This is a genomic window from Legionella shakespearei DSM 23087 (assembly GCF_000373765.1).
Taxonomy (GTDB): Bacteria; Pseudomonadota; Gammaproteobacteria; order Legionellales; family Legionellaceae; genus Legionella; species Legionella shakespearei.
In genome coordinates, this window is sequence record NZ_KB892390.1 from 30251 (window position 1) to 44621 (window position 14371).

The following is a 14371-nucleotide window of genomic DNA, read 5'->3' on the forward strand; positions in this document are numbered from 1 at the left end:
AACAATAACTTACCAACTAGCCGTACGTTTGAATTCTTCTACAGCTTTTTTCAATTTTGCTTCGATATCGTTATCGTAAGCACCGGCTTCATTTATTGCATGTAATAACGCTGCATGAGAGCTGCGCATGTAGTCATGAAGAGACGCTTCAAATGCACTGACTTCGTTCACAGGAATGTCATCTAAATAACCTTTTTCAACAACAAACAGACTAATACCCATTTCTGCAACAGAGAAAGGTGAATATTGTTTCTGCTTCATGAGTTCGGTAATACGTTGACCACGCTCTAACTGCTTACGGGTTGCGTCATCAAGATCAGAAGCGAATTGGGAGAAGGCTTCCAACTCACGAAACTGCGCTAAAGCCAGACGAGTACCACCACCAAGTTTTTTCATGATTTTGGTTTGCGCCGCACCACCTACCCGCGATACAGATAAACCAGAGTTAATTGCTGGTCTTACGCCTGAGTTGAATAAGTCAACATCAAGGAAAATCTGTCCGTCAGTAATAGAAATTACGTTCGTTGGTACGAATGCAGATACGTCACCGGCTTGTGTTTCAATAATTGGCAAAGCAGTTAATGAACCTGTTTTACCTTTTACTTCACCATTAGTTAAACGCTCAACTTCTTCCGCATTGATTCGAGCAGCCCTTTCCAGAAGACGTGAGTGCAAATAGAAAATATCCCCAGGATAAGCTTCACGACCTGGCGGTCTGCGTAACAACAATGAAATTTGACGATAAGCCCATGCTTGTTTGGTTAAATCATCATAAACAATCAGCGCATCTTCACCGCGTTCCATGAAGTATTCACCCATGGTGCAACCAGAGTAGGGGGCAATGAACTGTAATGCAGCAGAGTCAGAAGCACCAGCCACTACAACAATAGTGTGCTCAAGTGCGCCGTGCTCTTCCAGCTTGCGGACGATAGAAGCAACTGAAGAAGCTTTTTGTCCAATCGCTACGTAAACGCATTTAACTCCAGTACCTTTCTGGTTGATAATCGCATCAATAGCAATAGCTGTTTTACCTGTCTGACGGTCGCCAATGATTAATTCACGCTGGCCACGTCCTACGGGGATCATCGCATCAACTGCTTTCAAACCGGTCTGCACAGGTTGATCTACTGATTTACGAGAAATAACACCAGGAGCCACTTTTTCAATTGGTGACATGCCATCAGCATCAATAGGGCCTTTACCATCAATAGGGTTACCCAATGCATCAACAACACGACCTAATAGATTTTTACCAACAGGTACTTCAAGAATACGTCCAGTACATTTACCTTTTTGACCTTCAGCCAGAGTAGAAGAATCACCAAGGATTACCGCACCAACAGAATCTCTTTCCAGGTTAAGTGCTAAACCGTAAACTCCGCCAGGAAATTCAATCATCTCGCCAGCCATTGCATCGGCCAGGCCATGTAAACGAACGATACCGTCTTTCAAACTTACAATTGTACCTTCATTACGCGCTTCAGATACCACGCTGAACTGATCAATTTTTTTTCTGATTAATTCGCTGATTTCAGAAGGATTTAACGCTACTTGTTCTGACATGAAAACTATCCTCTAAATTAAGCGGCCAAGCCGGTGCTAAGTTTATTAAGCTTGCCCCGAACTGAACCATCGATAACTAAATCGCCTGCTCGAATCACTGCACCACCAAGCAAGGAGGGATCAATACTTATATTTAATGACACTTTACGTTGTAATCGTTTACTTAAAGAATCAATTAATTGCTGTTGTTGTGCCGCTGATACTGTAGAAAAGCTGATTACATCTACATCAAGCGTCTTTTCCTGCTCTGCTCGGTGCACTTCATAAAGTGCTTTAATTTCAGGCAGTAACATCAGTCGTTTATTAGAAGCTAATAAAGTAATTAAATTGTTTAATGACTTATTATCTTTCCCACCACATGCAGATTGCAGCAACTCAATTTGTTGCTCTTCAGTTGAGGACGGGTTTCCGATAAATTGTGATGCCTGAGGATTTAATACGACTTGTGCGAGCAGTGACAGATGTTCAGACCATTGCGCCAGATTCTTTTCGGCAAGTGCATGCTCGAAAATTGCTTTAGCGTAAGGTCTGGCTATAGTGGTGCTATCAGACATTTTAAATCTCTTCTATCAGGTTATCTAACAGTGCGCTGTTCGCTTTGGCATCCACTTCACGCATAAGAATTTTTTCTGCGCCAGATATAGCCAATGTAGCGACTTGCTTGCGAAGTTCTTCTTTGGCATGGTTCACTTGCTGCGCTAACTGCTCATGAGCAAGTTTTGCCTGAATTTGAGCTTCACGTTTCGCTGCTTCTTTCGCTTCTTCAATAATTTGAGAGGCACGTTTGTTCGCTTTATCAATAATATCAGCAGACTGAGCCTTTGCTTGTTTTAAATCATCTTTAACACGATGTTGAGCCAGCTCCAGTTCTCTGCGGCCACGCTCAGCAGCAGACAAACCATCCGCAATTTTTTCCTGACGCTCTTCCAAAGCTTTAGCTAGTGGAGGCCAGACTAATTTCATAGTAAACAGAACAAAAGCTGCGAAAACCAGCATTTGTACTACTAATGTTAAATTAATATCCAAAGTAATATCTCCTGTAACAATTAGGGCGCATTGGCGCGCCCCGTTTAAGTGTTATCAAGAACCCAGGCTGCTAAGGAAAGGGTTAGCAAAGGTAAAGAATAATGCGATACCAACACCAATCATGGTTACAGCGTCTAAAAGACCAGCAACGATAAACATTTTTACTTGCAACATAGGAACCATTTCAGGTTGACGAGCAGAGCCTTCAAGGAATTTGCCGCCAAGCAAACCGAAGCCTATCGCGGTACCTAATGCACCTAGACCTATTAACAACGCAACCGCAATAACGGTCATACTTTGAACTTGTGCTATTAACTCAGCAGCTTGCATATTTATCCCCTTTAAAATGGATGATGAAAAATAAATCGGTTAGTGTTCTTCGTGTGCCAGACTTAAATACACAATAGTCAGGACCATGAAAATAAATGCTTGCAGTGTAATCACCAAAATATGGAAAATTGACCAGGCAAGTGACAGTAAAAACTGTGCTATGCCTAAAGTCGCCGTACTTAACAGTGAAGAAGTTGCCGCATTTAAGGTGAGTAACGCTATCAAAATAAAGATTAATTCGCCAGCATATAAGTTTCCAAACAACCGTAACGCAAGGGAAATAGGTTTGGCTATCAGGCCTACCAATTCCAGCAACAGGTTAAATGGAATAAACGCTGGGTGATTAAAAGGTTGCAAAGTGAGTTCTTTTACAAACCCTTTAGCCCCTTTTATTTTGATACTATAAAAAATAATGAGTAAAAACACTGACAAGGACAAGCCAAAAGTCATGTTCAGGTCATTGGTAGGTACTACTTTGAGGTAATGAACACCACCAGCCTGAGCCAGCATAGGCAGAATATCGACCGGTACAATATCCATGAAGTTCATTACGAATACCCATAGGAATATAGTCAACGCCAGAGGACCTATCAGATTATTTTTGCCATGGAAGCAATCTTTTACCTGATTATCGGCAAACTCAAGCATGAGTTCGGCAAAATTCTGTAATTTTCCAGGCACACCAGTTGTTACTCTCCGAGCTCCAAAATACATTAAGGAGGCAACGAATATTCCTGATACTATGGAAAAGAATAACGTATCGAGATTAAGGGTCCAGAAACCACCGGATGAACCCAGAGTCATATCGCTCACATTGTAGGTGAGGTACGTTAGATGATGCTTGATATAGTTTGTGCTAGATACCATTTCAGTCACTTTCGGGCCTATTCTGTTTATTAACAATTATCCATGGGGCAAACCAATGCGTCATGAGTACCAAAATATACGATAAAAAGAACGCAAGCGGTGTAATCCTGTATAATAAAAATACCGCTGTGAACAGGAATATGGACAAAATTATTTTCAGTGCCTCGCCTTTATAAAAGCTGTTTACTATCTGCTTTGCGGCGCGCGCACCCTGATATTTAAATAGCTTGCTGGCAAAATATGCATTTGGAATAATACATACCGCACCACCAAGTAATGCTGAAATCCCCGCATTTATATTAAATGCAACCGCGCAAAGCACAGCAAGAGACATTGTAATGCCTGTCTGTACCAGCCACAATCGCATGATTCCGCGCTTATTCAGCTGTTTGTTCACATATTCACCTAACTTTCACCGCGCGAAGTATAAATCAAACATTTTGAATAATCAACGGCGAGATTCATTTTAACAGGCTATAATATAAGATGTAGGGCTTAACATTTTATTTAGATGCTTAAGTAGCTTTAGTTAAACCTCGCAAAGGAAATGAAATATGTCTGAGAGAATACAACTTACCGCAGCTAGCATGCGCGAAAAAATGATCAATCGTTACAGCGATGGATTAGACCATAAACACAACAAGAATCACCTTTCATACCGGAAACATTGTAGATCACACCCATGTAATCAAAGTAATGGAAAAGACGAAGAATCTGTTTTAAACGGGTCGACTGGACTATTACGTGAATTTAAATTAAGAAAAATGCGTAAACGACTGGATAAAGGACGAATCCATTGATAAAGTATATGTTAATCCTCCCAGGTTAGCCACTTCCTGGATTGGACGTGCGGCTAATGGCCTGATTCTTATCAGGCCATATTCTAAAAGGATTTTATCAGTTTTGGTAGGTAAAATATTTCATTACTTTGACTACTTTATCCACACCTTTCGTATATCTTGCCATAGTAACTACTTTTTCTGCTTCGTCTGGTTTTACATCACCCATTAAATAAACGATTCGATCGGAAGTAATTACTTTGAATGCATTAGGGTCTATAGAGGCATCAGCAAAAATCCGGCTTCTTATTTGAGTCGTTATCCAGGTATCCTGCATATTATTTGATGGCACAGCCTTCACTTTGACCTCATTAAACAGGCGGCGATAACCCCGCAATTTGGCAAGTCGATTTCGTAATTCATCAAACAGAGTGTCATCAGGAACATGCCCGGCTATCAAAATGTCGCCATTAAATACGGCAATATCCAGGACGCAACTTGACTGATTAAACGTTCGGTTTACTGCCAGAACATCATTAACCTGCACTAATAAGTGATAGTCATTTAATTTTTTATAGACATCGTGCCGATCATAAACCAAAGAAGCCCCAGTCCAGAGACTACCCACACAGGCCGACAAGCCATAAGCGAGTAAAACAACAAGCAGAGCCTGTTGCCATTTCATTTTAGAAAGGCAACAGCTGATATATGTTGCAATAAGACGTCCTTGTTTCAGCATATTAACGAATGTATTGGAATATTTTAACGACTTTTCTCACCCCGTTAATCCGACGGGCAACATCAACTGAGAGAGAGGCCTGTTCCTGAGTCACTATACCCATAAGATACACCACCCCATTTTCAGTGACTATTCGAATGGAACCAGATTCCAGACCTTTTCTGGTCAGCATATTGCTTCTTACCTGGCCTGTGATCCAACTGTCTTTACTACGCTGGGTCAGGGGCAGAGGGTTATCCACACTGATTTCATCATAAACTCGTTTAACTCCAGGGGCGCTTTGAGCAATTCGCTCGGCAACAACACGAAGGGATGCAGTCGGTGTTTGCCCTACAAGTAATACAACACGGTTAAAACTGGTGACCAGTATCCGTGAGTCCCTGAACTGGGGATTAGACACGATTCCTTTATGGATGACATGAAAGAGACGGGCATCTGCCTCTAAAGTGGTAACGCTGCGGCGATCGTAAACAAGACCAGCTGCAGCTCCCGCAACAACCGCGACCACACAGCCCGTTAATATAGTGCTTGCCAATAACACGGCAATGGCTTTAATTCTGGAATTTATTTTCATTTTTATTACCCTAAAACCTGACCAAACAACGACTGATCAATTAAATCACAAAAACAGTGTAATATGAACAAGTGTAATTCTCTTATTCTGGCCGCACTGTCGGAAGCCACTCGCAATTCTATATCTTCTGGCCCTAAATGGTTAGCCAGAACTCCTCCATCACGCCCGCTAAGCGCGATAGTGTCCATACCTTGTTCATTCGCTGCGTGCAAGGCATACAACATGCTGTCTGAATTACCTGAAGTAGTTAAAAGCAACAAGACGTCCTGTTCTCTCCCCAGTGCCTGAATCTGGCGTGCAAACACCTGGGCATAATGGTGTTCATTAGCAAAAGAACCCAGACACGTCGGATCAGCACTTAAGTTAAACACAGGAAGGGGAGGCCTTTCCACTTCAAAATGATTCAGCATGGAGCTTGCGAAATGCATGCAATTAGCGCTTGAGCCGCCGTTACCGCAAATCAGAATTCTACCTTCATTAAGCAAACAGTTTACCAATCGCTGACCAGCCCGTGCAATAGCATCAGACAAGGCATCCGCAACTGCAATTTTTGTTTCAATATTAACACCAAAAAGGTGCCTTACCCTTTCTTCCATTTGAACCATTTTTTAACCTTTTTTATTTCATAAGTGACCATTCACCAGGATTTTGTATCTCCTCTTGGCACGTCCTCTTGGTACGTCGTCCTGAGGCGTCTTTTTGCCGAAGGACCTGAATGTGGCAAGATCCTGGATTGTGCCACATTCAGGAGATCCTTCGGCAAAAAGACGCCTCAGGACGACGTGCCAGGAGAAGATACAAAATCCTGGTGAATGGTTACTTTCATAATTAATAATCAACATTAAACGCATCTTTTATCCAGCTCATTGCTCCGGATTTTCCATTAATCGCAATCACGTCAAAACGGATAGGAAATTTCTCTTGTATATTATGCTTTATCATATAAAACGAAGTTGTTTTTATTATTTTTTGTCTTTTTGCATAAGTAATACTCATCGCACCATCACCAAAATTCATATTTGAGCGAGAGCGAACCTCAATAAATACCAAATGAGCGCCATCCTTCATAATGAGATCAATTTCACCCATGCGGCAACTGTAATTTCTGGTGACCAACTTCAGACCTTGTCCCAGTAAATAGTGTAATGCTTTTTGCTCGGCCTGCTGCCCTGCTTGCTGCGTAATCAATTGTCTATCCTATACTGTATTGCCTAAAGAATGAGCTAGCCCTTGTCTGAACTGTCCCCATTCAAGAATCCGGGCCACCTGTTGTGACGGTTTTAAATATAAAGTTCCATTACTGTTTCTACTGCCGTCTGCAGGAAAGAGTATTAATTGATTGAGCTGAGTGGCCAAAGCATAACTGTCCATACCCAAAGCGTATAATCTATTGTAACTGTTAAATTGTTCTGGCCAGTTTCTTGCCCCCATCTGGTGAGAAAAAACCCAGGGAATGTCGCAAAAAATCAACCCATCCAAATCTTTATCTTTCAATGCATTGGCGTTACCGGCGTAAACATTGGAAGTAGCATATACAGGCACATCACCGGCATAATAATACTTTAACAAAGGCATGATTTGCCTGGCTTTGGAAGGATAAGCCAACAAGAATATCATATCAAAATCCTGCCTGCGGCTGGTGGTAAATTGCACGTTATAACCAATCACTTCTTTTAATTGCTTTTCTCTTGCCTGACTTTCTGTAATACGCAGGAACTCTTTCATGCCTTTATTCAGATCGCCATTAGCCCCATATGAAAAAGTATCAACAACCTGTCCGCCACTTTCTTTCCATTGGTTGGCGAAGGCTTTGGTTACTTCTACGCCCCATTCATTTTGAGGGGCAATAATCAAGGCACGTTTATAGCCCTTACTCTTTGCCTTTATCGCAACCTGAGTAGCCTCATAGGCAGGCGAGAGCCCAAACAGATACGAATTATTCTGCAGGCTTACATCAGAATCATTGAGTAACAAAGTCGGGACAGGATGCTCCATTGCGGCAATTGTAGCTACATGACTTTTGGTTAATGGGCCAACTACATATTCGGCCCCATCTTTAATGGCCTGGAGATAATTCTCACTGATATCGCCTTTGTTTGTATCATAGGTCTTAATTTCTGTATCTGAGCTGCCATTTGTTTTATATGCTGCCATAAATCCTTCTCGTATGGCATTACCAGGCCCAGAAAGGCCGCCACTTAAGGGAAGCAAGAGCGCTATTTTTTTGGGCTTTGCAAACATCTTGTTGATGATACTGTCTAAAGGATTAGGTAAAATCTGATTTGCCGGGTGATTGGCAAATTGCGATTGCCATTGATCCAGTGCTGCGAGCAATGACTGGGAGTTATCATGATATTTGCGGGAAATAATCGCTAATTGTACCCAACCCGATAATTCAGGCTTATTTGTGTTTTCCACGGCAATTGTATTTAACTCTGGTGTAGGTAAATTGATTAAAGTAAGCCATAAAGTCCTTCTGTTTTTCATTTGGCTTTCTTCGTCAACCAGCAGAGGTTCTAATTTAATTCGTTCCAGCACCGAAAAGGTAATATTGTCCGTCAGACGATAAGACTGTGCCAATAGTTCATGATATTGAATCCGGGAGTGGGGAGGTAGTTGCGCAACCTCTTTAATTAAAGCCAATTTTGCCAAGGCCTCTTTAGGGTTATTACGTAATACGCCTATTTGGGCTAACAATAAATTTTTTTCATCTGCCTGAGCATCAGATAAATCACTGGTCTGTGCTAAAATGGCTGAACCTTGGCGCCATTGTCCTTCCGAAATCACCCGGCCTGCGGCTAAAATTAATGAATTTTGTTGTTCCGCGCCATCCTGTTTTTTAGCCAAAGCAAGATAAGTTGCCGTAGGTAAGGGATAAGGATTGGTTGCTTTCTTTTTAACGGGAGCCAAAGCAACAGGTTCAGATGAATTAACTGCTGTGGTGCACTGGCAAAGAAAAAGGCTGGAGGCCAGCAAAAACAAGACGCGAAATTTAATTATTTTTATTAACATGTGAATTCGCCATTTACGCAATAACGCAAGAGGATAAACTATGACAAACTCACTAGCAACAGGCATAGGAACTCTCTATATCGTTGCGACACCAATAGGGAATAAGGATGACATCACTTTAAGGGCTTTGGCTACGTTAAAATCTGTTGATATGATTCTCGCTGAAGACACCCGTCACTCCTTGCAATTATTGACTGCTTTGGGAATTAAAAACAATTTAAGCTCTCTTCATGCACACAATGAAGGAGATAAAAGCAAGCACATCATTGAACAAATTCTGGCTGGAAAATCCATAGCCTTAATCAGTGACGCTGGCACACCATTGATCAGCGATCCGGGATTTCCTCTGGTCAAGCTTGCCAGAATGAACCAGATTCCTGTTGTTCCTATCCCGGGAGCCAGCGCTTTAATTACGGCCTTAAGTGCCGCAGGAGTACCTTGTGACTCATTTATTTTTTCGGGTTTCCTTCCTGCCAAACACGCTGCGCGAAAAAGCAAACTGACCTCTTTGCAAGAACAATCACACACTTTGGTTTTTTATGAATCCACACACCGGATTGTTGAATGCCTTGATGATGTTGCTGAGGTTTATGGATCAGACTGCCACATTGTTTTGGCAAAAGAATTGACCAAAACTTTTGAACGTTTTATTTCCGGAACCGTATCTGAGGTTAAAGACTGGTTACTCTCCGATCCCGGACATATTAAGGGAGAATTTGTTTTAATAATCCCGCCATGCTCCGATCCTGTGGATAAAAATCCTCATACAGAACTGCTCTCCATTTTGTTGCAGGAGTTGCCTTTGAAACAAGCCGTTTCTTTGGCCTGTAAAATAACAAATGGGAACAAAAACGACCTTTATGAGGCTGCTTTAAGACTAAAAGCTGCTTTATGAGCAAAATTGTCCTCTAATCACTTTTTTATGTCCCCTGAAGCCAAGCAAAACCTGGTAAATATCCTATATATTGTATATATGTTAGTCAAAATAGGGATTTGATTATGAGCTTGGTGAAAAAGTACTGTTTTTTGATGGCGTATTTACTGGTTTTGATGCCCATATTTGCTTTGCAATTGGGAGGATGGCTTAGCTTTATCCCCTTTATGATAGTATTTGCCCTGGTACCTCTAATCGATGCATTTATCCGTGATACGCTTAATCCATCCAAGGAACAGGAATCAGTTCTCATTAAAGATAATTTTTTCAAATACATCACTTATGCTTATGTCCCGATGCAACTGGCATTAATTGCTTATGGCGCTTATGTTGTCAGTACTCATTCCCTGTCATGGAATGAATGGCTTGGTTTTACCATGTCTATAGGGCTGGTAACTGGCGGTGTAGGAATTAATTTGTCGCATGAAATGATGCATAAAAACAGTAAACTCCAGCAATTTCTAAGTAAAACATTGCTGGTCAGTGTGTGTTATGGCCATTTTCTCATAGAGCATGTTAAAGGACACCATGTCCGCGTAGCTACACCGGAAGATCCTGCAACAGCGCAATTAGGTGAAAGCCTTTATGATTTTTTGCCTAAAACAATAACAGGCTCTTTTAAATCTGCCTGGCATCTTGAAACGAAACGCTTACATCGCAAAGGTATCTCTCTGTTGAATATACGCAATCATTTCTGGTGGATTATCACTGTTCCTGTGGCTATAGCATCACTTTGTTTTATTTTGGGCGGCTTAAATGCTTTAGGTTTTTTCCTGTTGCAATCTTTGGTCGCTATATTGACGCTGGAAATAGTCAATTATATTGAACACTATGGCCTTGAAAGAAGAAAACTGCCCAATGGGGAATATGAAAAAGTGAATCCTTACCATTCATGGAATGCCAATCATTGGTTAAGTAATAGCATCCTCTTTCATTTACAGCGCCATTCAGATCACCATACTTACGGCGCACGGCCTTATCAGGTGTTACGGCATATGGACCAAAGCCCTCAGCTCCCGTCCGGTTATCTGGGAATGATGGTTCTGGCTTTGTTTCCTCCCTTATGGAAAGCGGTAATGGATAAGCGCGTAATTGAATACAGAAAGCGTCTGAAAGCAATGCAAGAATACCAGCACCATTGTGAAAAGGAAGCAGTGGCCGTGTAATCATTGAGAAATGATATACGGCTCATACTCTTTATAATTCGCCATAGAAATTTTATCAGTCTTTTTATACACTCTTTTTTCTAATGACATTTTTTGAAACATAGGTCATTAGAAAAGGACTGTCAGTTTTTTCTAAAATTAAGGATTTTTCAATGAAAACAGCTTTAAAAACTGCGGGATTGCTTTATTCTGCATTATTTTTATCTTCTTCCAATGCAACAACCTTGGGCCATGTCACTGTAGCAGATCCGGTAATGGGAAGCCGTACGGTAGTCTATGAACAAATGGATGAATTTGCGGTTGCAGAGGGCGATATTATCATTGGAAAGGTAGCAAACCTGAATAACCCAGGGGCTGTAATTACCCCCAAAGTAGGTGGTACACGCTGGCCTAATGGTGTTGTTCCTTACGAGGTGTCTGAAGATTTACCTTTTATCAATAAATTAGCTATATATCAGGCCATAGATCATTGGCAAAAGCACAGTAATATAGAGTTTGTTGAATTGAATTCAAAAAATCGCTATGACCATCGTGATTATATTTCGTTTATTCATGCGGAAGGAACAACTTGTGCTTCTTATGTAGGAAGAAAAGGGGGCATGCAAGAAATCAATCTGGCACCACGCTGTACTACAATGAATACAGTTCATGAAATAGGACATGCTCTGGGCTTATGGCATGAACAATCAAGAGCAGACAGAAACTCTTTCGTTCGTATTGCCTGGGAAAATATAGAGGAAGATCATAAGCATAATTTTGATCAACACCTGACGGATGGTAAAGATTTTGGTGAGTATGATTTCAAATCCATAATGCATTACGGTCAGTATGCTTTTTCCAGGAATGGCGAAAAGACCATTATTCCTTTGGTTGAAGGTGTAGAAATAGGACAGCGTGTGCAATTAAGTGAAAAGGATATCGCTGCGATCAGGGCAATGTATCCTGAAACTTAGTAAAAACCTGCAGTCAGCATTGTGCCAGCATCTGAAGATCCTTCGCGCAAAAAGACGCGTTCAGGACGACGTAGAATCAGGGGCGTGGTACGGCGTCGTAGCCCGTATTAGCGAAGCGTAATACGGGAAAGTATCACTTCGATCCTGTATTACGCTCCGCTAATACAGGCTACAAACTATCGCGCTTCCTCAGCCCGAACTCACGTTATTTAAAGGAATCCGAGCCGCGACCGTGAGGGAGCGGAACAGTTGGGTGCACAAATGTTTACGATGTAATCAAGGTTCAACAAGCACATGGTAACAATCTTGCATCATCTTCCGGAGCGCACAGAGCTAACTGCTTGGTAGCAAGATTATCTGAATGCTGGCTGTGTGCATGATAAATCTCATAACCCACGTACATTGCTGTTAATACCAGTGCTGCCGGCCAGCAAATAGCAAAAGTAGTGATTAATATAATGGGCATCACTGTATTTTTTACCATAGTAAAAATAAAATCATTGCGCGCATATTCATATTCTTTCAGAGCTACATCGTATTCTCTCAGAGAGACAGGAAGATCTTTTTTAGTTAACTGAGCATGCTCCAGATAAAGTTCCTTTTCTTTGTACTTGGAGTAAGCATCGGTAGAAAGATACATCGCTACCGCAACCGTACATACAAAGAAAGAAGCAAGAACCAGTAAAGGAGGACTCACCAGCGTTGCAGCAGTGAAACCCATTGCCAATAATACAGCTGCGGCAGCAACAAAATAAAAAGTGGATTGATTGGTCTGCCAGTTAATTTCCAATTCAACAAGTTGCTTGTCCAGCATTTCGATGTGTAAGCGACGTTGCTCACTGGTCATCTTGCCAAACAGGTCAGGATTATTGTAATCGTTCCTTTCCTGCAGGTATTGCGCTTTTTTAGTCAAATATTCCTGTTCTGCCAAATGGCATTTATACAAGGTCATGCACACATCAAAGGTTAAAAAGACAGAAGTGATGTATCCAGCGACAGGAGCAGAAATATTAAATAAATAATTAAAATTGCATAAGCCATTAACCGTTGCCCACACCAGGTCATTGGCAAAATTACAGTGCCTTTTATAAAACTCCTGTTTAAAGCGGTCATAGGCAGTAGTCACTTCAGGGACATGCTGTGTATATGCAGTAATGTAATCATTGACTTCCTGAGCAGATAATCGCACCGATTGCACTTTATTCATTCTCTTGAGCAAATTAGTTTTAAATGCATTGTATTTCTCGATATTCAAGCGTTCTATCGTGCCATTTCGTGGAACATAATATAATTCCAGTTCATTGCTTTCCTCATTTTGAATCAGGATGTAAGAATTACGATATGCTTCAATTGATGCAGCCCCAGGCAAATAGTCCAGTTTACTTAGGTCACAACCATTTACAGCACCTTGTTCTAATTCCGTTGGGAAAAAAGTATGTTTAATCAATAGCCCGGCATCAATAACAAAGCGGGCAAGGAAGAAGCCAACACTTAAATAATTGAATACTCCTACAGGTGCCTGCAAGACCGATACTATTTTATCCACATCTATATGTGTACCAAGAAGCGCTTCCAGTTTATCTATAATTTCAAGCTCTTTGGCTAAGGTAAAACCAGTGGTCAAAGTCAGGCGGCAAAAGGTTGCGTAAATACGGCATAAATTGGCGTAAGCTACATAATCCCTGACTTTGGATATATGAAGGGGGGAGGTAAACAGATTATTAAATCCGCCAATAAAAGAATGATACAAAGAATCGATAAAGGGCTCATCAGGATCATTTTGTTTCTTTATACCGTTCAAACGATCTTTAATACGTAATTTTGATTTAGCGTATTCTTTTTCCTTTGCCGCCTGAAAATCATTAGCACTTTGTGAATAAGCTCTGTGGTAAGCCTCAAGCAGCGAAGCGCAGTAGTAGCAATACAACCAAAATGCTTCTTTATTTTCATCATCCTGTTTTTGTAATATGTCAAATAGTTCTGTAAATTCAGTTTCGATATTTTTTTGATTTTCTAAAAGAAAGGAATATCCAGTGGTTGCTGCTCGGTCATCCGCCATTTTAACTTTGTCTTCTTTACTCTTAACAGAAGAAATTTGAGCAAAAAATTGATGTTTATCACGACGAAAGGCTGCTGTTTGACTTGCATATTCCATAATTACAACTCACAAAAAATGAACAGGAAGTTTTATTTGTAGTACGTTATCATTTGATTTTGAATTTGACAAGATATATTGCTTTCTTTTTTTACATATTGAACAGAGGGGTAAGTTCCTGAAATCACTGCCATCAAGTTAACGTGAGTTATGGATAAGAAAGTTGTTTGAGCCAGTCGTTACTTCGATGCCGTTCGGGCTGAGGAAGCGCGATAGCGCTGTCTCGAAGCCTTGGCATGGTGCTAAGGCTTCGAGACGAGGCTACCGCCTCTC

At 41.1% G+C, this 14371-nt stretch carries 16 protein-coding genes; 4 read left to right on the forward strand and 12 right to left on the reverse strand.

The window, feature by feature from the left end; translation table 11 throughout:
* Positions 1–9: 9 nt before the first annotated feature.
* Genes atpA through B094_RS0104985 form a run of 6 tightly spaced genes read right to left on the reverse strand, consistent with a single transcriptional unit; the run spans position 10 to position 4183 of the window.
* Positions 10–1563 (reverse strand): F0F1 ATP synthase subunit alpha, encoded by a 1554-nt coding sequence (atpA, locus tag B094_RS0104960; protein WP_018576697.1) that lies wholly within the window; start codon positions 1561–1563, stop codon positions 10–12.
* Positions 1564–1580: 17 nt separating this feature from the next.
* Entirely contained in the window at positions 1581–2117 is a 537-nt protein-coding gene (locus B094_RS0104965; protein WP_018576698.1) for a F0F1 ATP synthase subunit delta, read from the reverse strand.
* Between the two features lies 1 nt (position 2118).
* The gene (locus tag B094_RS0104970) at positions 2119–2589 is read right to left on the reverse strand and encodes a F0F1 ATP synthase subunit B (RefSeq protein WP_018576699.1); all 471 of its coding nucleotides are present in this window, start codon (positions 2587–2589) and stop codon (positions 2119–2121) included.
* Positions 2590–2643: 54 nt separating this feature from the next.
* On the reverse strand, positions 2644–2919 hold the full coding sequence (gene atpE / locus B094_RS0104975; protein WP_010948671.1) for a F0F1 ATP synthase subunit C: 276 nt from the start codon (positions 2917–2919) through the stop codon (positions 2644–2646).
* 39 nt (positions 2920–2958) lie between these two features.
* On the reverse strand, positions 2959–3786 hold the full coding sequence (gene atpB, locus B094_RS0104980) for a F0F1 ATP synthase subunit A (RefSeq protein ID WP_026253890.1): 828 nt from the start codon (positions 3784–3786) through the stop codon (positions 2959–2961).
* Between the two features lies 1 nt (position 3787).
* Positions 3788–4183 (reverse strand): F0F1 ATP synthase subunit I, encoded by a 396-nt coding sequence (locus B094_RS0104985; RefSeq protein WP_018576701.1) that lies wholly within the window; start codon positions 4181–4183, stop codon positions 3788–3790.
* A gap of 157 nt (positions 4184–4340) precedes the next feature.
* Between B094_RS0104985 and B094_RS0104990 the strand changes: the two genes are divergently transcribed.
* The gene (locus tag B094_RS0104990; protein WP_018576702.1) at positions 4341–4586 is read left to right on the forward strand and encodes a hypothetical protein; all 246 of its coding nucleotides are present in this window, start codon (positions 4341–4343) and stop codon (positions 4584–4586) included.
* Between the two features lie 97 nt (positions 4587–4683).
* On the opposite strand, the gene B094_RS0104995 is transcribed toward B094_RS0104990, so the two are convergent.
* From B094_RS0104995 to B094_RS0105020, 5 genes are all read right to left on the reverse strand, one after another.
* Positions 4684–5250 (reverse strand): BON domain-containing protein, encoded by a 567-nt coding sequence (locus tag B094_RS0104995; protein ID WP_040524038.1) that lies wholly within the window; start codon positions 5248–5250, stop codon positions 4684–4686.
* A gap of 55 nt (positions 5251–5305) precedes the next feature.
* Positions 5306–5878, reverse strand: a complete 573-nt coding sequence (locus B094_RS0105000; protein WP_018576704.1) for a BON domain-containing protein — start codon at positions 5876–5878, stop codon at positions 5306–5308.
* Positions 5879–5883: 5 nt separating this feature from the next.
* The gene (locus B094_RS0105005) at positions 5884–6483 is read right to left on the reverse strand and encodes a D-sedoheptulose-7-phosphate isomerase (protein WP_018576705.1); all 600 of its coding nucleotides are present in this window, start codon (positions 6481–6483) and stop codon (positions 5884–5886) included.
* A gap of 223 nt (positions 6484–6706) precedes the next feature.
* Positions 6707–7063: a YraN family protein gene (locus B094_RS0105015; RefSeq protein WP_026253892.1), complete on the reverse strand. Its 357-nt coding sequence runs from the start codon at positions 7061–7063 to the stop codon at positions 6707–6709.
* 12 nt (positions 7064–7075) lie between these two features.
* On the reverse strand, positions 7076–8890 hold the full coding sequence (locus tag B094_RS0105020; protein WP_026253893.1) for a penicillin-binding protein activator: 1815 nt from the start codon (positions 8888–8890) through the stop codon (positions 7076–7078).
* 40 nt (positions 8891–8930) lie between these two features.
* On the opposite strand from B094_RS0105020, the gene rsmI reads away from it, so the two are divergent.
* The 3 genes from rsmI (at position 8931) to legP (ending at position 11943) form a co-directional block, all read left to right on the forward strand.
* On the forward strand, positions 8931–9785 hold the full coding sequence (gene rsmI / locus B094_RS0105025; RefSeq protein WP_018576709.1) for a 16S rRNA (cytidine(1402)-2'-O)-methyltransferase: 855 nt from the start codon (positions 8931–8933) through the stop codon (positions 9783–9785).
* A 104-nt stretch (positions 9786–9889) separates the two neighbouring features.
* Positions 9890–10990, forward strand: coding sequence for an alkane 1-monooxygenase (locus B094_RS0105030; RefSeq protein WP_018576710.1), 1101 nt, complete (start codon positions 9890–9892; stop codon positions 10988–10990).
* A gap of 152 nt (positions 10991–11142) precedes the next feature.
* Positions 11143–11943 carry a Dot/Icm T4SS effector Zinc-dependent metalloprotease LegP gene (legP, locus tag B094_RS0105035; protein WP_018576711.1) on the forward strand — a complete coding sequence of 267 codons (801 nt, stop codon included), beginning with the start codon at positions 11143–11145 and terminating at the stop codon, positions 11941–11943.
* A 283-nt stretch (positions 11944–12226) separates the two neighbouring features.
* On the opposite strand, the gene B094_RS0105040 is transcribed toward legP, so the two are convergent.
* Positions 12227–14098: a hypothetical protein gene (locus B094_RS0105040; protein WP_018576712.1), complete on the reverse strand. Its 1872-nt coding sequence runs from the start codon at positions 14096–14098 to the stop codon at positions 12227–12229.
* Positions 14099–14371 lie beyond the last annotated feature (273 nt).

Excerpts from the sequence above, each read along its gene's own strand:
- atpA (WP_018576697.1), bottom strand. The coding sequence starts at position 1,563 with ATGTCAGAACAAGTAGCGTTAAATCCTTCTGAAATCAGCGAATTAATC.
- B094_RS0104965 (WP_018576698.1), bottom strand. The coding sequence starts at position 2,117 with ATGTCTGATAGCACCACTATAGCCAGACCTTACGCTAAAGCAATTTTC.
- atpE (WP_010948671.1), bottom strand. The coding sequence starts at position 2,919 with ATGCAAGCTGCTGAGTTAATAGCACAAGTTCAAAGTATGACCGTTATT.
- atpB (WP_026253890.1), bottom strand. The coding sequence starts at position 3,786 with ATGGTATCTAGCACAAACTATATCAAGCATCATCTAACGTACCTCACC.
- B094_RS0104990 (WP_018576702.1), top strand. The coding sequence starts at position 4,341 with ATGTCTGAGAGAATACAACTTACCGCAGCTAGCATGCGCGAAAAAATG.
- B094_RS0104995 (WP_040524038.1), bottom strand. The coding sequence starts at position 5,250 with ATGAAATGGCAACAGGCTCTGCTTGTTGTTTTACTCGCTTATGGCTTG.
- B094_RS0105000 (WP_018576704.1), bottom strand. The coding sequence starts at position 5,878 with ATGAAAATAAATTCCAGAATTAAAGCCATTGCCGTGTTATTGGCAAGC.
- B094_RS0105005 (WP_018576705.1), bottom strand. The coding sequence starts at position 6,483 with ATGGTTCAAATGGAAGAAAGGGTAAGGCACCTTTTTGGTGTTAATATT.
- B094_RS0105020 (WP_026253893.1), bottom strand. The coding sequence starts at position 8,890 with ATGTTAATAAAAATAATTAAATTTCGCGTCTTGTTTTTGCTGGCCTCC.
- rsmI (WP_018576709.1), top strand. The coding sequence starts at position 8,931 with ATGACAAACTCACTAGCAACAGGCATAGGAACTCTCTATATCGTTGCG.
- B094_RS0105030 (WP_018576710.1), top strand. The coding sequence starts at position 9,890 with ATGAGCTTGGTGAAAAAGTACTGTTTTTTGATGGCGTATTTACTGGTT.
- legP (WP_018576711.1), top strand. The coding sequence starts at position 11,143 with ATGAAAACAGCTTTAAAAACTGCGGGATTGCTTTATTCTGCATTATTT.
- B094_RS0105040 (WP_018576712.1), bottom strand. The coding sequence starts at position 14,098 with ATGGAATATGCAAGTCAAACAGCAGCCTTTCGTCGTGATAAACATCAA.